This is a genomic window from Telluria sp. RT2P19 (assembly GCF_059685725.1).
Genome location: NZ_JCASIL010000024.1, coordinates 1 through 18145, shown reverse-complemented (window position 1 = coordinate 18145; position 18145 = coordinate 1). Strand labels below are relative to the sequence as shown.

Genomic DNA, 18145 nt, shown 5'->3' with positions numbered 1-18145 from the left:
CGTCTACCAATTCCGCCACGTGGGCGTTTTCTGTACTACGACCTGCCTTGCTGCCAAAACCTTCTGGTGCCCACGGAGGGACTCGAACCCCCACACCTCGCGGCACATGGACCTGAACCATGCGCGTCTACCAATTCCGCCACGTGGGCACTGCAACAACTCTGCTACAATAGCAGGCTTTGTCATTTTCCGCTAGATCAACATTTCCTGATCGTCACGCAAAACACCCTGCTGATTACTGCCTTTTCTTCGCTTCGTCGTTACCGCCGTTGCTGAAGAGAGCGAGATTATAGCGGATCATTTTCAATAGTCAAAGACCCACGATGAAGTTCGCGTCGTGGCGTTGCACAAGTTTCCAGGGATGTCCGATAGCACGCCACGTTAGGCGAATCGGATGGACCTCCGTTACACTACGCCTGTCAAGGTGTCAATCAAGCATGCTGCCGCCTATTCATTCATGAGCGGCGCTATTACTGGCCAAGAGAAAAAAGAACCGATTTGAAGCAACCTACTCATACCATTCCAAGCCGCGAGGATATCCTCGCAGTCTTCCGCGACGCTGCCGCACCGCTCGATGCTGCCGGCCTGGCACGTGCCCTCAAGGTCAAGCCCGCCGCCCAGGAAGTCCTGGGCCGCCGCCTGAACGCGATGGAGCGCGACGGCCAGATCCGCTCCGACCGCAGCGGAACCTATATGCTGGCCGACCATTCCGCCTTCGTCGCGGGCAAGGTCGCCGCGCATCGCGACGGCTTTGGATTCGTGATCCCGGATGAACCAGGCCCCGACCTGTTCCTGTCCGACCGCGAGATGCAGAAAGTGCTGCACGGCGACCGCGTGATGGCGCGCGTGACCGGCACTGACCGCCGCGGCCGTCCCGAAGGCTCGATCGTCGAGGTCGTCGAACGCGCCAACACCCACATCATCGGCCGCCTGCTCAACGAAGGCGGCGTGTGGATCGTCTCGCCCGAAGACCAGCGCATTGCGCAGGACGTGCTGGTGTCCGGTTCGCCGGGCAAGGCGCGCGCAGGGCAGGTCGTCAGCGTCGAACTGCTCGAGCAACCCGGCCGCTTCCAGAAGCCGACCGGCCGCATCGTTGAAGTGCTCGGCGAGCTGGACGACCCCGGCATGGAGATCGAGATCGCGGTGCGCAAGTTCGGCGTGCCGCACGTCTTCTCGGCGCCGGCGCTCAAGCAGGCCGCGCGCCTGCCGAACGAAGTGATGGATGCCGACCTGGCGGACCGCGTCGACCTGCGCGACGTACCGCTGGTGACCATCGACGGCGAAGACGCGCGCGACTTCGACGACGCGGTCTACTGCGAGCCGGTCAAGATCGGCCGTGCCAACGGTTACCGCCTGCTGGTCGCGATCGCCGACGTCAGCCACTATGTGAAGCCGAACGACGCACTCGACGCCGATGCGATCGAGCGCAGCACCTCGGTCTATTTCCCGCGCCGCGTGATCCCGATGCTGCCCGAGAAGCTGTCGAACGGCCTGTGCTCGCTGAATCCGGCGGTCGACCGCTGCACGCTGGTGTGCGACATGGTCGTCACGGCGGACGGCGAAGTCACGGCCTACCAGTTCTATCCGGCCGTGATGCATTCGGCCGCGCGCCTGACCTACAACCAGGTGGCCGACATCCTGGGCGACAACGATGGCGAGGAAGCGCAGCAGCGTCCGGGCATCGTCCCGCACCTGCTGAACCTGAACGAGGTGTTCCGCGCGCTGCTCAAGGCGCGCCAGGAGCGCGGCGCGATCGATTTCGAGACGACCGAGACCTATATCGTTTGCAATCCGCTGGGCAAGATCGAAAAGATCATCCCGCGCACCCGCAACGACGCGCACCGCCTGATCGAGGAGTGCATGCTGGCCGCCAACGTGTGCGCCGCCGACTTCCTGCTGCGCCACAAGCATCCGGGCACCTTCCGCGTGCACGCGGTGCCGACCGAAGAGAAACTGAACCAGCTGCGCACCTTCCTCAAGCAGGTGGGCTTGAACCTGGGCGGCGGCAGCAAGCCGACCGCGCGCGACTACGCCGCGGTGATGCAGCAGATCAAGGAGCGTCCCGACGCGGCCCTGCTGCAGACCATGCTGCTGCGCTCGATGCAGCAGGCGGTCTACAGTCCCGACAACGTCGGCCACTTCGGCCTGGCCTACGAGGCGTATGCCCACTTCACCAGCCCGATCCGCCGTTATCCCGACCTGTTGACCCACCGCGCGATCAAGGCGATCCTGCTGGGCAAGCGCTACGAGCCGAAAGGCATCGAGCTGGGCAAGCTCAACTCGACGCAATCGAATTCGGCCCGCAAGCAGGCCGCCAAGGACAAGGCGGAAGGCAAGGCGCCCAAGAGCGAGAAGGACCTGACGATCTGGGACGCGCTCGGCGTGCACTGCTCGGCCAACGAGCGCCGCGCCGACGAAGCCTCGCGCGACGTCGAAAACTGGCTCAAGTGCTTCTTCATGCAGGACAAGATCGGTGAAGAGTTCACCGGGACCGTGGCCGGCGTGACCACCTTCGGTATCTTCGTGCAGCTCGACGAACTGTTCGTCGAAGGCCTGGTGCACATCACCGAGCTCGGCGCGGACTACTTCCAGTACGATGAGGCGCGCCATGAGCTGCGCGGCGAGCGTACCGGCCAACGTTATCAGCTGACCGACCGTGTCACCGTCAGGGTGGCGCGGGTCGACCTCGAGTCGCGCAAGATCGACCTGACGCTGGCGTCCGCGCCTGCCGCCGGCGCCACCGCGTCCGAAGACGAGCCGGGCCGTCGGCCAGGCCGGGGCGAGGGACGTACCGAAGGTCGTGGCGAAGGTCGTGGCGAAGGTCGTAATGACGGTCGCGGCGGCAAGAAGTCGCGCGGCGGCCGTCATCGTGGGCCGAAGCAGGGCGCACCTGTCGTTGAGGCGGTCCCGGTGGAGCTGACGCCGATCGATCGTGCGCGCCAGGCTGCCCAGGAAGCCATCGAGGCGCCGTCGAAGCCGCCGAAATCGCGCAAGGCGCGCGCCAGGGCCAAGGCCGAAGAAAGGATGAATGCCGCAGCTGCCGCGCCGGCTCCCGCACCCGCGCCAACGCCTGCGCCGACGCCCGCGCCGACCCCTGCGCCACAGGTTGAAACGCCCGTCGCCAGTGAGGCGCCAGCGCGCAAGAAGCGTGTGGCCAAGGCGGTTGCCGCGGCCGTGCCAGCACCGGCGCCAGTAGCTGCGCCGGTCGAGCCGGCTCCGGTCAAGGCCCGCGCACGCAAGGCGGCTGCCAAGGCCGCCCCGGTTGCAGAGCTCGTCGCGGAAGCGCCGGCCAAGCCGGCGGCGAAGAAGGCCGCGGCCAAGAAAGCCGTCGCCAAGAAAGCCGCCGCGCCGAGCGAGGCTGACATCAAGGCCGCTGCAAAGAGCGCTGCAAAGCCGGCCGCCAAGAGCGCCGCGAAGCCTGCCGCCAAGAGCGGCGCGAAGCCTGCCGCCAAGAGCGGCAGGGCGCCGGCGGTAGTCAAGCCAGTGAAAACCGTATCCAAAACCAGCAAGAAAAAAGCACCTGAAAGCGATTGAGAAGCAGCAAATGAAAAATAAAATGATTTTCGGCTTCCACGCCGTGACCTCGCGCCTGCGTCATGAGGCGCAGTCGGTGGAAGAGATCTTCGTCGACGCCGAGCGCAACGACGGCCGCATGAAGGACTTGATCGCCAACGCCAAGGCGGCCGGCGTCCGTGTGATGCCGGTCGAGGCCGCGCGTCTCGACAAGATCACCGGCACCCGCCGCCACCAGGGCGTGATCGCCTTCGCCAGCCAGCTGGCGCTGGCGCGCAACCTGGACGAGCTGCTCGATGCGATCGAGGGTCCGCCGCTGCTGCTGATCCTGGATGGCATCACCGATCCGCACAACCTGGGCGCCTGCCTGCGCGTGGCCGACGGTGTCGGCGCGCACGCCGTGATCGTGCCGAAGGACCGCGCGGTCGGCCTGAACGCCACCGCCGCCAAGGTCGCCAGCGGCGCGGCCGAGACGGTGCCCTACATCACCGTGACCAACCTGGCGCGCACCATGCGCGAACTGAAGGAGCGCGACATCCTCCTGATCGGCACCTCGGACGACGCCGAGCGCGGCCTGTACCAGGCCGACTTCACCGGCCCGGCCGCGCTGGTCATGGGCTCGGAAGGCGAGGGCATGCGCCGCCTGACGCGCGAGACCTGCGACGTGCTGGTCAATATCCCGATGTTCGGTTCGGTCGAGAGCCTGAACGTGTCGGTCGCCTCGGGCGTCTGCCTGTACGAGGCCCGCCGCCAGCGCATCGCGCGCGAAGCGTAGGTTTCAGCTGGTTCGCGTCCGTACCTGGATCCCCGCCTGCGCGGGGATCCAGGTCTCTCCGTCCAGCCCCACACTGCGCCATACCCCGCCGCATCACCACCTCCCCAAGCATTTCCCTGCCGGATCGGCTACCATGAAAGCCGTTCCATCTGACGCACGACCATGTTTTTCTCACGACTGCGCGAAGACATTCGCAACATCATCGAGCGCGATCCCGCGGCCCGCAACGGCTGGGAGGTGCTGACCTGCTATCCGGGCCTGCACGCCATCGTCGCCCACCGCTGGGCCCACGCCTGCTGGGCCCTGGGCTTGAAGTGGCTCGGCCGCTTCATTTCGCACCTCGCGCGCATCCTGACCGGCATCGAGATCCACCCCGGCGCCAAAGTCGGCCGCCGGGTCTTCATCGACCACGGCTTCGGCGTGGTGATCGGCGAAACCGCCGTGATCGGCGACGACTGCACCATCTACCAGGGCGTCACCCTGGGAGGCACCACGCTGGTGGCCGGCACCAAGCGCCATCCGACGCTCGAGCGCGGCGTGATCGTCGGGGCCGGCGCGCAGGTGCTGGGCGCCTTCACGGTCGGCGAATACGCCAAGATCGGCTCCAATGCGGTAGTGGTCAAGCCGGTGCCGGCCGGCGCCACGGCGGTCGGCAATCCGGCTCACATCATCCAGAAAGAAGACCAGTCGCGCAGCGCGCGCATGTTCGCCGCCTATGGCGTCACACCCAACGGCGACGACCCGCTGTCAAAAGCCCTGCGCGGCCTGATCGACCACGCCGCGCGCCAGGACGAGCAGATCGAACGCCTCACCGACACTCTGCGCGCCGCCGGCCTGTGCTGCCCGCGCGTGGACGAGGGTGATAAACTCGACTCGGAACAAATGAACCGATTGGTAGATTAAGGAACCGCATGACGAATGACATGGTGAGCAGCACCACGAACAGCAACGACGTCACGGCCGTGCTGGACCCGGTCGAGCTGCGCGTACTGGCCGTGCTGGCCGAAAAAGAAGCGCTGACGCCCGATAACTATCCGATGTCGCTGAACGCGATCGTCAACGGCTGCAACCAGCTGTCGAGCCGCGATCCGGTGATGCAGCTGTCCGACGACATCGTCCTCGACACCCTGCAGCGCCTCGCCGAGCGCAAGCTGGTCAACGCGATCTCGCAGGCCGGCGCGCGCGTGGTCAAGTACGAGCACCGGATGCGCATCAAGTGGACGCTCGAGCAAGACAAGCTGGCGGTGCTCGCCATCCTGATGCTGCGCGGCCTGCAGACCGCCGGCGAGATCCGCACCCGCAGCGGCCGCCTGCACGAATTCAAGAGCGTGCAGGACGTCGAGACGGCGTTGCAGTTCCTGATCGATAAATACCCGCCGCTGGTGGTCAAGCTCGAGCGCGCACCGGGCACCAAGGAATCGCGCTACGGCCAGCTGCTGGGCGGCGAGATCACGATCGTGGCCGGCAGCGAGCAGACGTCGGGCAGCGCGAGCGGTTTGACCCAGGGCGGCCGTATCGCCCAGCTCGAGGAAGAAGTCGCCGCGCTGCGCGGCGACATGGACGAGCTCAAGGCGCAGTTCGAGGCGTTTCGCCAGCAGTTTCAGTAGGCACCGCTTCGCGCTCTGGCGCGAGCTCGACCAGGGTATCGTCGCTCCAGCTGGTGTCGCCCAGTGGAACACGAAAAACCCTGCCCTCGGTCCCGAGCAGGGCGCTGCGGTTGCCATCGACCAGCACCGCAAAATGCAGCGCCTCTGTGTGCTTGAACGTGAAGCCCGACTTGCCTTCGAAAGTGAAGCCACACCAGTCGCGCGTGCGCAGTAAAGTGTTTGCGGCCAGCACGACCCATAGCGGCATCTCTTCCTTGATGATCGCGACCTGCACCTGACACTCCAGGCGCAGGTCACCGAGGCGCCGTACATGGTCGGGCATGCCGGGCGAACGCACCACCGGTGTCACCCGGTACAAGCGCCGCTGCTGGTTCAGCACCAGTTCGCTGTTCGCATCCAGCGCGGCCTGGCTGCGCGGCACGATGAACATGCCGTCCGTGTCGACCGCCAGCGCCAGGCTGAAGCCGTCATCGCCGCCAAGACGCGCCATCGGCAGCAGCGGCTTTTCCGCGACGCGGTCGCGCGGCTCGACCCGGAACCGCAGCAACTCTACCTTCGGGGCCATCCCACGATATTTGTCGAACGCGTCCAGGCCGGCAACGATTGCCGCATACTTGCGCACCGCGGGATCGCGCATCGCATTGACCTTGATTTCCCCGGGGCTGTCGGGTTTGCCGTTCTGAGCGCCAGCAGGCGCGCCGGCGCCCAAGAGGGCCGCGAAAGCAAGGGGGAAGAAGGCACGCATCGCGCTCAACCCTCGTCGCGCCAGCGGCGCAGCTGGATCGCGCCGTAGATCATGGCGCAGCCGGCGGCGGCGGCGATCCACACGGCGGGCGAAGCCAGCGTGCCGTACGACAGGCCGAGCAGCATCGGTCCGTCGAAGCCGGCGTTCTGTTGCGCCATCGCGGCGCCATTGACTTCGCCGAACCAGATGCCCGGGAAGAGTCCGCCCAGGATGCGCGCCACGACTTCTTCGCCGAACCATTTGAAGTTCAGGCTCAGGCCCGAGAAGCGGCCGACCAGGAAATCGAACCAGGCCAGCAGCGCCAGCGCCACCAGCGGCACGCCCACCGCCCACAGGAACACCTTGGAGCGCGCCCAGCTCGACACCAGCAGCAGCCAGCCGACGGTCGGCAGCGCCCACAGGATGTACAGCGGCAGGAAAGCCAGCAGGTAGAGCGGCGACAGGTAGAAGTCCACGTTGGCCAGCACCGGCGCGATCAGGTTGACGCCCTTGACCGCGCTGGACAGGAGGCCGAGCACCAGCAGGATCAGCGCCGTGCCGATGCCGATCGCCACCGTGAGCAGCGGCGCCACCGCCAGCGCGACCGCGGCCTTCGACAGCACCGTCTGCCGGTCCGACATCGGCAGCGATTTCCAGAACAGGATGCTGCGGTCGCGCCGGTCGTCGTGCAGGGCGGCCAGGCAATAGAAGAAGGCCACCACCGGCAGCACCAGGAATAGCGGCGCCGTGATCGCCAGGTAGCTCGAGGCCGCGAGCGCCGCCGCCTTGGCGACCATCTCGGGCGGGAGGCCGTCGATCGTGATCATCTGCTGGCCGTTGGCCTGGATGTGGAAGCCGCTGGCCGTCAGCGCGTACAGGAAGCCGCCGCCAAGCAGCAGGATCAGGGCCACCGCCACCGCCAGCGGGGCATAGATGAAGGCGCCCTTGTGTTCCCACAGCTCGCGCCGGATCAGCCATTTCATCGTATTCATGCGTAGCTTCCTTTCATGGTGGCGACGAACAGGTCGGCCACGCTCGGGTGGCGTACTTCGCCGAGGGCTTCGAGCTGGGTGCGCGACAGGCCGCCGGCGCGCTGGGTATCGAACAGCATCACCGACTTGCCGAACATGGTGCGCTGGTCGATCGGCTGCAGCGCCCGCGCGGCGGCGGCTTTCTCGTTCGGCACCATGACCTCGACGTAGCGCCGGCCGATCTCTTCCATCGATGCCGCCAGCGCGATCCTGCCTTCGCGGATGAACAGCAGGTCGGTCAGGATGTGTTCGACCTCTTCGACCTGGTGGGTCGTGATGACGATGGTCTTGCCTTCGTCAAAATAATCTTCCAGCAGGTTCTGGTAGAACTGCTTGCGGTAAAGGATGTCCAGGCCCAGCGTCGGCTCGTCCAGCACCAGCAGCCTGGCGTCGATCGCCATCACCAGCGCCAGGTGCAGTTGCACGATCATGCCCTTCGACATTTCCTTGACCTTCATGGTGGGCTTGAGCTTGGTGCTGGCGATGTAACGCTCGGCCTTGCTGCGGTCGAAGCGGGGATGCACGCCGGCGACGAAGTCGACCGCATCCTTCACCCGCAGCCAGCGCGGCAGGATGGCGACGTCGGCGATGAAGCACACATCCTTCATCAGCTCGTCGCGCTGGGTGCGTGGATCGAGGCCCAGCACCGACAGCTCGCCCTCGAAGGGGATCAGGCCGAGTGCGGCTTTCAGGGTGGTCGTCTTGCCCGAACCGTTGGGACCGATCAGGCCGACGATGCGGCCGGCCGGGATCTCGAAATCGATGCCGTCCACGGCCACCTGCTTGCCGTAGCGCTTGCTCAAACCACGTGCCGACAGGGCCGCGTTGGGGATTGAATTCATGCCGCACCTCCATGTGCGCTGCGCAGCAGTTGCTCGATATCCAGGCCGAGACGGCGGATGCGCTCGACCATGGCCGGCCACTCCTCGCGAATGAAGCGCTCGCGTTCGCTCGCCAGCAGTTTTTCGCTTGCTCCCTCGGTGACGTACATGCCAATTCCCCTTCGCTTTTCCACGAGATTCTCGTCGACCAGTTCCTGATAAGCCTTCGAAACAGTGATCGGGTTCAATTGATACTCGGCGGCGATCGAGCGCACCGAGGGCAGGGCGTCGCCGGCCTTCAATACGCCGTCGAGCATCATGCCGACCACCCGCTCCTTGAGCTGGCGGTAGATCGGGGCGTTATCGTTCCAGCCGGCGGTCATCGTCGTTCCCCCTGCCGGTAAGGTGCGGCGTGGTATCCATGCTTGCCTCCTTGGTGATGTATTGCGGTGGTGTTGTACTTAACTATAACACCATGCGCGCGCATGTAAACATGCATATGCGAAAATAAATCGGAAGCTGGCCGGCCGGGCCGGCGGCGTTACAGGGAAGGGCCGTCGAGGCCGTGACGCACGATGCCGCCGTCCGCATGCAGTGCGATCCACCCGCCGCGCAGCGGTGCGGCGTCGAGCTCCCAATCCGGCAGCACATAGCGCAGCCGTTCGCCATGCTCGTGCACGGCAGGGCGGTGGGTATGGCCATGGATGATGATGTCGGCGCCGGTCTCGGCGAACACGGCGTCGATCGCGTCAGGCGTCACGTCCACGGTGTCGTACGATTTTTCGGTATGCGCCTCGCGCGAGCCTTCGCGCAAGCCGGCGATGATGGCCTTGCGCTGGGCCAGCGGCATGCCGAGGAACTGGGCCTGCCAGGCCGGTTGGCGTACCTGGGCGCGAAACGCCATGTACTTGACATCGAGCGTGCACTGGGCGTCGCCGTGGATGAGGGCCACCCGGTGCGGGCCGGCCTCGATCACCTGCGGCTCTTGCAGCAGTTGCAGGCCGGCGGCCCGGGCGAAGGCGTCGCCGACGAGGAAGTCGCGGTTGCCGGCGATCCAGTAGACGGCGGTGCCGGCGTCGGTCACCGCACGGATGGCGGCGGCGATGCGCGCATTGAACGGGTCGGCGAGGTCGTCGTCGCCGGCCCAGTATTCGAAGATGTCGCCGAGCAGGTAGAGCCGCTCGGCGTGCAGCGCGCGCTCCGTCAGGAAGGCCAGGAAGGCCTCGACGGTGCGCGGGTGCGCGACCTGCAGGTGCAGGTCGGAGATGAACAGCGCGAGCGGGCGCGCAGGCAGCGTCATCGGATCGACTCGAGCTGGTGCGCGCCGCGCATTACAGCACTTCGATTTTTTCGATGATGACGTCGTCAGCCGGCACGTCGGCGTGCATGCCGCTACGGCTGGTCTTGACGCCGTTGATCGCGTCGACCACTTCCTGGCCTTCGGTCACTTTACCGAACACGGCGTAGCCCCAGCCGTCCTGGCCCGGGTAGTCGAGGAAGGCGTTGTTCTTGGTGTTGATGAAGAACTGGGCCGACGCCGAGTGCGGCGCCGAGGTGCGGGCCATCGCCAGCGTGTACTTGTCGTTCTTCAGGCCGTTCTTGGCTTCGTTCTCGACGGTCGCGTCGGCCGGCTTTTGCTTCATGCCCGGCTCGAAACCGCCGCCCTGGATCATGAAGTCCTTGATCACGCGGTGGAAGATGGTATTGGTGAAGTGGCCCTTGTTGACGTAGTCCACGAAGTTGGCAACGGTCTTCGGTGCTTTTTCTGCGTCCAGCTCGGCGGTGATATTGCCCTGGTTGGTGGTGATGAGGATGGTCGTCATGGTTTGTCCTATTCTAGGGGGTTGTTATGGTTGCGTGACAGCGCAAATGCGATTGCAACTACGGCAAAACATTATTTTACTAGCTTGTCGCCCTTGAGCTGGGTCACCGACGTAATCTTGATCGGCACGACCGGCACATTCTGCATGCCGCGCACGTCGTCGACCACCACGCCCTTGATCTTGTCGACCACTTCCTGGCCCTTCACGACCTTGCCGAACACGGTATAGCCCGAGCCCTTCACGAAAGGATGGTCGATGCCGGAATTGTCGGCGACGTTGATGAACCATTGCGAGGTCGCGCTGTCGGGATGATCCTCGCGCGCCATGGCGATGCTGTAGGGCGTGTTCGACAGGCCGTTGTTCGACTCGTTCTTGACCGGCTTGAGGGTCTTGCGGCCTTCGAACTTTTCGTTCATGCCGCCGGCCTGGATCATGAAGCCGTCGATCACGCGGTGGAAGATCGTGCCATTGTAGAAGCCCGACTTGACGTAGGCGGCGAAATTGGCGACCGTCTTCGGCGCGTTTTCCTGGTCGAGCTGGACGACGATGGTGCCCATCGTGGTCTTGATCGCATATTGCGGACCAACCATGGCCGGGGCCTCGGCGGCTTGCGGCCCGGCGGCCGGTTCGGCGCTCTCCTGGGCCAGCGCGGCGCCAGAAAAAACGAGGCCGCAAGCAAGCGCGACGGCGGCGCCCGTCATGCGGGCGAGCAGGGAACGACGGGTGATCAATGACGACATCTGGCTTCCTCTGATGGACCTCGCGCAAGGCGCTGTCAAGGGTTTTCCCGAAAAATAAAGCTGGACCGTATGCGGCCAGCCGGGATTTTATCAATGCTATACTTTACGAAAGGGCATTCGCAGCGAATCGTCCCATTCTATCAAATAAGAACAACACCGAGGAGCCAGGCGAACCCGACGCCGCACCCGTCCAAGGCGCGCAAGCATGCTGCGCCGGGGCGGGTATTGCGGCCTCTGCTTCGCCTGTTTTGCCTCTTCCGAAACGGAATTCAATGAGCCAACTCAAGATTTACAACACGCTCGCGCGTGACAAGCAGGTATTCGTTCCCAAGGTCAATGGCAAGGTCGGCATGTATGTGTGCGGCATGACCATCTACGATTACTGCCATGTCGGCCACGCGCGAATGATGATGGCTTTCGACGTCGTGTACCGCTGGTTGATGGCGTCCGGCTACGACGTCAACTACGTGCGCAACATCACCGACATCGACGACAAGATCATCAAGCGTGCGGTCGAGAACGGCGAGACCATCGGTGCGCTCACTTCGCGCTTCGAACGATACATGGACGAAGACACGGCCGCACTCGGCATCCTGCCGCCGACCGTCGTCCCGCGCGCCACCGAATACGTGCCGCACATGCTCTCCATCATCGAGAAGCTCGAACAAAAAGGCCTGGCCTACAAGACCGACGAAGGCGACGTGAACTACGCCGTGCGCGGCTTCGACGGCTATGGCAAGCTGTCCGGCAAGTCGCTGGACGACCTGCGCGCCGGCGAGCGGGTCGACGTCAATACAGGCAAGCGCGACCCGCTCGATTTCGTGCTGTGGAAGGCCGCCAAGGAGTCCGAGCCGGCCGAAGCCAAATGGGATTCGCAGTGGGGGCGCGGCCGTCCGGGCTGGCACATCGAGTGCTCGGCCATGTCGTGCGCGACGCTCGGCGAACACTTCGACATCCACGGCGGCGGCGCCGACCTGCAGTTCCCGCACCACGAGAACGAGATCGCGCAGTCCGAGGGCGCGTTTGGCGGCCCGATGGTCAACTACTGGATCCACAATGGCTTCGTGCGTGTCGATAACGAGAAGATGTCCAAATCGCTGGGCAATTTCTTCACCATCCGCGACGTGCTCAAGAAGTACGACGCCGAGGTGGTGCGCTTCTTCATCCTGCGCGCGCACTACCGCAGCCCGCTGAACTATTCCGACGTCCACATCGACGACGCCAAGGGCGCCCTCACGCGCCTGTACACGGCGCTGAGCGACATCGACCTGGGCGATGGCGAACTGGCCGTCGATTGGGACGAGCCGCACGCCAGGCGCTTGCGCGAAGCGATGGACGACGATTTCAACACCCCGCTGGCGGTGGCCGAACTGTTCGACCTGGCGAGCGAGATCAACCGCAGCAAGTCGGTCGCGGCGGCGCGTCAATTGAAGGCGCTGGCCGCCGTGCTGGGCTTGCTCGAACGTTCGCCGCAAGCCTTCCTCCAGGCCGGCACGCCGGGCGAAGGCGGTCTCGATGAGGCGGCGATCCTCGATGCGATCGCGCGCCGCGCGGCCGCCAAGGCCGCGCGCGACTTCGCCCAGGCCGACGCGATCCGCAAGGAGCTGACCGTTGCCGGCATCGTCCTCGAAGACAAGGCCGACGGAACGACCTGGCGCCGCGCATAATGGCAGCGAACAAGGACAAGGCCGGCGGCGCCGCCGCAGGCGATAGCGTGCAGTCGGCGCCGGATGCGCTGGCGGTACCGATCTACTGGGCCGAGGCAAAACGTGAGCTGATGCAACGCGACCGCATCATGAACAAGCTGATCCCCCAGTTCGGCGACCTGCACCTGCGCGGCCAGCCCGACCCGTTCACCACGCTGGCGCGTTCGATCGTCGGCCAGCAGGTGACGCCGAAGGCGGCCGACCTGGCCTGGGGCAAGCTGCTGGCCCTCTGCCCGAAACTGGCGCCGGGCCAGGTGATCAAGCTGGGCGCCGTACAGCTGTCGGGCTGCGGCCTGTCCAAGCGCAAGACCGAATACATCCTCGACCTGGCCGACCATTTCAAGGCCAAGCGGGTGCATGCCGACCTGTGGTCGGAAATGGATGACGAGGCCGTCATCGCCGAGCTGGTCCAGATCCGCGGCATCACCCGCTGGACAGCCGAGATGTTTTTGATATTTAATCTGCTGCGACCGAACGTCCTGCCACTGGACGACGGCGGCCTGATCCAGGGCATTAGCCAAAACTATTTCTCGGGCGAACCTGTCTCGCGCAGCGATGCGCGCGAGGTCGCCGCCAACTGGGAACCCTGGCGCACGGTGGCGACATGGTATCTGTGGCGCAGCCTGGACCCGGTCGCGCCGGCTCACTAGGCTTTCACCCGTCATCTTCAACTCGGCAATTCTGGCATTCGATAGGCTGTCGGCTTACGGTAGAATAGCGCCCTGATCCGCCGCGCATAACGGAGCGCGGCCAAGACATTACCCCGGAGGTACAATGACTAAAACAACTTTCCTCAATTTTGAACAGCCGATTGCCGAGCTCGATTCCAAGATTGAAGAGCTGCGTTTCGTACAAGACGATTCCGCCGTCGACATCTCCGAAGAGATCGACCGCCTGGACAAGAAGAGCCAGCAGCTCACCAAGGACATCTATGCCAAGCTGACTCCGTGGCAAGTGTCGCAGATCGCGCGTCACCCGCAGCGTCCGTACACGATGGACTATGTGAACGCGATCTTCACCGATTTCCACGAACTGCACGGTGACCGCACCTTCGCCGACGACCAGTCGATCATGGGCGGCCTGGCCCGCTTCAACGGCCAGCCCTGCATGGTGATCGGCCACCAGAAGGGGCGCGACACGAAAGAGCGCGCGATGCGCAACTTCGGCATGCCCAAGCCCGAGGGCTACCGCAAGGCGATGCGCCTGATGAAATTGGCCGAGAAGTTCGGCCTGCCGATCTTCACCTTCGTCGACACGCCCGGCGCGTTCCCGGGCATCGACGCCGAAGAGCGCGGCCAGTCCGAAGCCATCGGCCACAACCTGTTCGTCATGGCCGAACTGAAAGTGCCGCTGATCGCCACCATCATCGGTGAAGGCGGTTCGGGCGGCGCGCTGGCGATCGCCGTGGGCGACGCCGTGCTGATGCTGCAATACTCGACCTATTCGGTGATTTCGCCCGAAGGCTGCGCGTCGATCCTGTGGAAGACCTCGGAGCGCGCCAGCGAAGCCGCCGAGGCCCTGGGCTTGACCGCGCACCGCCTGAAGGCGATGGGCCTGGTCGACAAGATCGTCAACGAGCCGCTGGGCGGCGCCCACCGCGATCCGGCGCAGATGGCGCAACTGCTCAAGCGCGCACTGGCCGATACCCTGCGCCAGTTTGCGGGCATGAAGACCAAGGACCTGCTGGAAGCCCGTCATGCGAAGCTGATGAGCTATGGCAAGTTCAAGGAAACCCTGCCGCGCGAGGAGTAATCCTCTGAGCCGTTCCAAACGCGGGGCCGACCCGGCCGGGCTGGTCCCGGCATCGTTCGCGCAGGCCATGCTCGGCCTGCGCGCAAAATACGCTCCCCGATCCATTGCAGTAGCCTGTAGCGGCGGCCTCGATTCGATGGTCTTGCTGCGGCTTGCCCATGATTGGTGCACCCAAGCCGGCGTCGCGCTGCACGCTTTCCATGTTCATCACGGCCTGAGTCCGCATGCCGACGCCTGGCTGGCGCATTGCGAGCGCAGTGCGGCGGCGCATGGCGCCAGCTTCGACCATCGCCGCGTGACGATCCCGAACGACGGTACGGGCGTCGAGGCGGCGGCGCGCAAGTTGCGCTACGCGGCGCTCGGCGAGATGTGCCGCGCCCATGGCGCTGGCCTGCTGCTCACCGCCCATCACCTCGATGACCAGGCCGAGACCGTGCTGCTGCAACTGCTGCGCGGCGCGGGGCCGGCCGGCCTGTCGGGGATGGATGCCGACAATCGTGCACCCGGCCTGCTGGGCGCTGGCGAACTGGCGATGGCGCGGCCCCTGCTGTCGCAAGCGCGCGCGGCGCTGGAAGCGTATGCCGCCCAGCAGGCGCTGAGCTGGGTCGAGGACGAATCGAACCAGGATCCACGCTATACCCGCAATGCGCTGCGCCACCAGGTGATGCCGGCGTTGGCGCGCCATTTCCCGGGCTTTCAGGCGCGCCTGGCGCGCGGCGCGGCCCACGTGGCGTCGGCCCAGCGCCTGCTCGATGAGCTCGCGGCGCAGGACCTGGCGGCCTGCCAGGAAGGCGAGGCCATCGACCTGGCCTACTTGTCCAGGCTGAGCACGGACCGGGTCGACAACTTCATGCGCCACCTGTTCACCGTGCGCGGCCTGGCGATGCCGACCACGGCCTGGTTGAATGAAATGGTGGCGCAGCTGTTCTCGGCGCGCGAGGATGCGCAGTTGAAGGTCACGCATCCGGGCTGCCATATCCGCCGCCATCGCGGCAAGCTGGTCCTGACTCCGCAGTTGCCCGACTTGGCCGGCATGCGCGATCCCGACGATATCGGCGTGCTCGACAAGCAAGGACAATCCTTCCGCTGGCAGGGCGAGGCGTCGCTCGCGTTCCCCGACTACGGCGGCGTGCTGCACTTCGAGCCTGCCGGACAGGGCTTCGATGCGGCCTGGCTGCGCGCGCAGTGCCTGACCATCGATTTTCGCAAGGGCGGCGAACGGCTCAAGCCCGCTGCCAACCGGCCAACGCGCAGCCTGAAGGCGCACTATCAGGCGTTGGGCGTGCCGGCCTGGGAGCGCGAGCGCCTGCCGACCGTCAGCCGCGACCTGGACCTGCTGTTCGCGGCGGGCATCGGCATGGATTGCCGGCACTGGTCTGCCGCCGGCGAGGCGCTGATCGGACTGCGTTGGGAGGCGTTTCCAGCTTAGATTGTATAGGCAAGTGTATTCCGAAAACGCATTAGGTTATTTTCTTTCCATATAGCTTTTTCGGGCTCCAAGCCTTGTGATGCCGCGTTGCAGCATGCTACATTAAGAGTCTTCTTTGATCTTTACACAAGCTGGAATCCTTCCTTATATGGCTTTAATTGTCCACAAGTATGGCGGGACGTCGATGGGCTCGACGGACCGTATCAAGAATGTCGCGGCCCGCGTGGCCAAGTGGCATGACGCCGGCCACCAAATCGTCGTGGTCCCGTCCGCGATGTCGGGCGAGACCAATCGCCTGATTGGCCTGGCCAGGGAAATCATGGCGCAGCCGGACCCGCGCGAACTGGACATGATCGCGTCGACCGGCGAGCAGGTGTCGGTTGGCCTCCTGGCCATGGCGCTGCTGGCCATCGGCAAGGATGCGGTGTCGTACACCGGCTGGCAGGCGGGCATCCGCACCGACTCGTCGTTCACCAAGGCGCGCATCCAGTCGATCGACGACAGCCGCGTGCTGCGTGACGTCGCGGCCGGCAAGATCGTCATCATCACCGGCTTCCAGGGCGTGGACGAAGAAGGCAATATCTCTACCCTGGGCCGCGGCGGTTCCGATACGTCGGCAGTGGCCATCGCGGCCGCGCTGAAGGCCGATGAATGCCTGATCTATACTGACGTCGATGGCGTCTACACGACCGACCCGCGCGTGGTGGACGAGGCGCGCCGCCTGTCGAAGATCACGTTCGAGGAAATGCTCGAGCTGGCTTCGCTGGGCTCGAAGGTGCTGCAGACTCGCTCGGTCGAGTTCGCCGGTAACTACCAGGTGCCGACGCGCGTGCTGTCGTCGCTGACCGATCCCCTGATGCCGCTGGAAGAAGAAGCCCAGTCCGGCACCCTGATTTCGTTTGAGGAAGAAAGCAATATGGAACAAGCCGTCATCTCCGGCATCGCGTTCAATCGCGACGAAGCAAAGATCACCGTCCTGGGCGTGCCGGACAAGCCAGGCGTGGCCTACCACATCCTGGGACCGATCGCCGATGCCAACATCGAAGTCGACATGATCATCCAGAACCAGTCGGTGGACGGCAAGACCGATTTCACCTTCACCGTGCCGCGCAATGACTACGTCAGGGCGATGGGCGTGCTCGAGAGCCAGCAGGAAGCGCTGGGCGCGGCCAAGGTGCTGGGCGACGCCAAGGTGTCGAAGGTGTCGGCAGTGGGCGTCGGCATGCGCAGCCACGTCGGCGTCGCGTCGCAGATGTTCCGCACCTTGTCGGAAGAGGGCATCAATATCCAGATGATCTCGACCTCGGAGATCAAGATCTCGGTGCTGATCGACGAAAAATACATGGAACTGGCCGTGCGTGCGCTGCACAAGGCTTTTAACCTCGAGCAAGGTTAACAAATTTCAAAATTTTGGGCGTGCGTTCTTGACGCAATGAGTACCAGCCCTTAAGATGCCTGCACTCAGCGCTGACGTGCAAACGTTGGTTCTGATGGGAGACGTGGCCGAGTGGCCGAAGGCACTTCCCTGCTAAGGAAGCATACGGCTTATACCCGTATCGTGGGTTCGAATCCCACCGTCTCCGCCAAGACACTGTTTGAAGGCAACCTTTAAACAATCTAGAAGCCCGCAGCGCTATGAGTGCTGCGGGTTTTTGTTTTCTGATCGCCAAAACCTGTCATCAATACGAATTCCGATGCGGAATTCGTATTGCGTGTCAAAGGATGATGAACGGTCTCAGGAAACGTCGGAACTGAACCGCCCCGGCTTTCGTAGAGGCGGTTAGTGTGAGTCAGGGCGCATTGAGCCAGGACCCTATTCCAGCGAGCTAATTCGACAGCTTCACGCATTTTCCAAGGAGCGCGGTGGTGGATCAGCTCAGCCCTGTAAAGCCCATTTATGGTGTCGGCCAACGCGTTATCGTAACGGTTGCCCTCGCTGCCCACAGTTGTCGATGCCGGCTTCTGCCAAGCGCTCGGTGTGCTTGATCGACACATATTCCACCCCTATCGCTGTGAGAACCGGCCCGTTTCGTTCAGGCTGACGCGCACACAGCGCTGTTCCAGCACGCAGAGCACGAAGTCTTCCGCATCGAGCTGCTCACCCATCGTAAGCGTCCAGCCATCCCACCTTCACGGCCGAATCAAGCTGGCGTAGAGTCCGCAAATGGCAGCAGCGAATCGATCTTACTGTTCGGGCAGGTCGGCAGTTTGTCGAGGGTGTCGG

The 18145-nt window shown here is 64.4% G+C and carries 15 protein-coding genes, 3 tRNA genes and 2 pseudogenes (1 of these 20 cut by a window edge); 10 read left to right on the top strand and 10 right to left on the bottom strand.

Features of this window, described 5'->3' with window-relative positions:
- Positions 1 to 25, bottom strand: a tRNA-Leu gene (locus tag AC56KW_RS22830); it reaches 160 nt to the left of the window's first position.
- A gap of 39 nt (positions 26 to 64) precedes the next feature.
- A tRNA-Leu gene (locus tag AC56KW_RS22825) sits at positions 65 to 149 on the bottom strand.
- A 349-nt stretch (positions 150 to 498) separates the two neighbouring features.
- On the opposite strand from AC56KW_RS22825, the pseudogene rnr reads away from it, so the two are divergent.
- The 4 genes and pseudogenes from rnr to AC56KW_RS22805 form a co-directional block, all read left to right on the top strand.
- A pseudogene (gene rnr, locus AC56KW_RS22820) lies at positions 499 to 2724 on the top strand (ribonuclease R); the annotation flags it as partial.
- 820 nt (positions 2725 to 3544) lie between these two features.
- Positions 3545 to 4288, top strand: coding sequence for a 23S rRNA (guanosine(2251)-2'-O)-methyltransferase RlmB (gene rlmB, locus AC56KW_RS22815; RefSeq protein ID WP_497172924.1), 744 nt, complete (start codon positions 3545 to 3547; stop codon positions 4286 to 4288).
- 162 nt (positions 4289 to 4450) lie between these two features.
- Entirely contained in the window at positions 4451 to 5191 is a 741-nt protein-coding gene (gene cysE, locus AC56KW_RS22810; RefSeq protein ID WP_497172923.1) for a serine O-acetyltransferase, read from the top strand.
- 8 nt (positions 5192 to 5199) lie between these two features.
- Positions 5200 to 5895 (top strand): YceH family protein, encoded by a 696-nt coding sequence (locus AC56KW_RS22805; RefSeq protein ID WP_497172922.1) that lies wholly within the window; start codon positions 5200 to 5202, stop codon positions 5893 to 5895.
- On the opposite strand, the gene AC56KW_RS22800 is transcribed toward AC56KW_RS22805, so the two are convergent.
- The 7 genes from AC56KW_RS22800 to AC56KW_RS22770 all read right to left on the bottom strand — a co-directional run bounded on the left by AC56KW_RS22800 (position 5855) and on the right by AC56KW_RS22770 (position 11034).
- On the bottom strand, positions 5855 to 6640 hold the full coding sequence (locus AC56KW_RS22800; RefSeq protein ID WP_497172921.1) for a hypothetical protein: 786 nt from the start codon (positions 6638 to 6640) through the stop codon (positions 5855 to 5857). The genes AC56KW_RS22805 and AC56KW_RS22800 overlap by 41 nt on opposite strands.
- A gap of 5 nt (positions 6641 to 6645) precedes the next feature.
- On the bottom strand, positions 6646 to 7611 hold the full coding sequence (locus tag AC56KW_RS22795; RefSeq protein WP_497172920.1) for a hypothetical protein: 966 nt from the start codon (positions 7609 to 7611) through the stop codon (positions 6646 to 6648).
- Positions 7608 to 8492, bottom strand: a complete 885-nt coding sequence (locus AC56KW_RS22790) for an ABC transporter ATP-binding protein (RefSeq protein WP_497172919.1) — start codon at positions 8490 to 8492, stop codon at positions 7608 to 7610. The genes AC56KW_RS22795 and AC56KW_RS22790 overlap by 4 nt, the downstream gene beginning before the upstream one ends.
- Positions 8489 to 8854: a GntR family transcriptional regulator gene (locus AC56KW_RS22785; RefSeq protein ID WP_497172918.1), complete on the bottom strand. Its 366-nt coding sequence runs from the start codon at positions 8852 to 8854 to the stop codon at positions 8489 to 8491. Before AC56KW_RS22785 ends, AC56KW_RS22790 begins: the two co-directional genes overlap by 4 nt.
- Before the next feature lie 158 nt (positions 8855 to 9012).
- Positions 9013 to 9771, bottom strand: a complete 759-nt coding sequence (locus AC56KW_RS22780; RefSeq protein WP_497172917.1) for a UDP-2,3-diacylglucosamine diphosphatase — start codon at positions 9769 to 9771, stop codon at positions 9013 to 9015.
- Between the two features lie 31 nt (positions 9772 to 9802).
- Positions 9803 to 10294 carry a peptidylprolyl isomerase gene (locus AC56KW_RS22775; protein ID WP_497172916.1) on the bottom strand — a complete coding sequence of 164 codons (492 nt, stop codon included), beginning with the start codon at positions 10292 to 10294 and terminating at the stop codon, positions 9803 to 9805.
- A gap of 71 nt (positions 10295 to 10365) precedes the next feature.
- Complete coding sequence (locus AC56KW_RS22770; RefSeq protein ID WP_497172915.1) at positions 10366 to 11034, bottom strand: peptidylprolyl isomerase; 669 nt, start codon at positions 11032 to 11034, stop codon at positions 10366 to 10368.
- Between the two features lie 272 nt (positions 11035 to 11306).
- On the opposite strand from AC56KW_RS22770, the gene cysS reads away from it, so the two are divergent.
- The 6 genes from cysS (at position 11307) to AC56KW_RS22740 (ending at position 17507) form a co-directional block, all read left to right on the top strand.
- The gene (cysS, locus tag AC56KW_RS22765; protein ID WP_497172914.1) at positions 11307 to 12701 is read left to right on the top strand and encodes a cysteine--tRNA ligase; all 1395 of its coding nucleotides are present in this window, start codon (positions 11307 to 11309) and stop codon (positions 12699 to 12701) included.
- Positions 12701 to 13390: a DNA-3-methyladenine glycosylase family protein gene (locus AC56KW_RS22760; RefSeq protein WP_497172913.1), complete on the top strand. Its 690-nt coding sequence runs from the start codon at positions 12701 to 12703 to the stop codon at positions 13388 to 13390. The genes cysS and AC56KW_RS22760 overlap by 1 nt, the downstream gene beginning before the upstream one ends.
- A gap of 124 nt (positions 13391 to 13514) precedes the next feature.
- A complete protein-coding gene (locus AC56KW_RS22755; RefSeq protein WP_497172912.1) occupies positions 13515 to 14492 on the top strand; it encodes an acetyl-CoA carboxylase carboxyltransferase subunit alpha in 978 nt (325 codons plus the stop codon).
- A gap of 67 nt (positions 14493 to 14559) precedes the next feature.
- Positions 14560 to 15921 (top strand): tRNA lysidine(34) synthetase TilS, encoded by a 1362-nt coding sequence (gene tilS / locus AC56KW_RS22750; RefSeq protein WP_497172911.1) that lies wholly within the window; start codon positions 14560 to 14562, stop codon positions 15919 to 15921.
- A 148-nt stretch (positions 15922 to 16069) separates the two neighbouring features.
- Positions 16070 to 17317, top strand: coding sequence for an aspartate kinase (locus AC56KW_RS22745; RefSeq protein ID WP_497172910.1), 1248 nt, complete (start codon positions 16070 to 16072; stop codon positions 17315 to 17317).
- Positions 17318 to 17414: 97 nt separating this feature from the next.
- Positions 17415 to 17507: transfer RNA gene (locus tag AC56KW_RS22740), tRNA-Ser, on the top strand.
- Between the two features lie 238 nt (positions 17508 to 17745).
- On the opposite strand, the pseudogene AC56KW_RS22735 reads toward AC56KW_RS22740, so the two are convergent.
- Positions 17746 to 18006, bottom strand: a pseudogene (locus tag AC56KW_RS22735) (IS3 family transposase); the annotation flags it as partial.
- Positions 18007 to 18145: the final 139 nt, after the last annotated feature.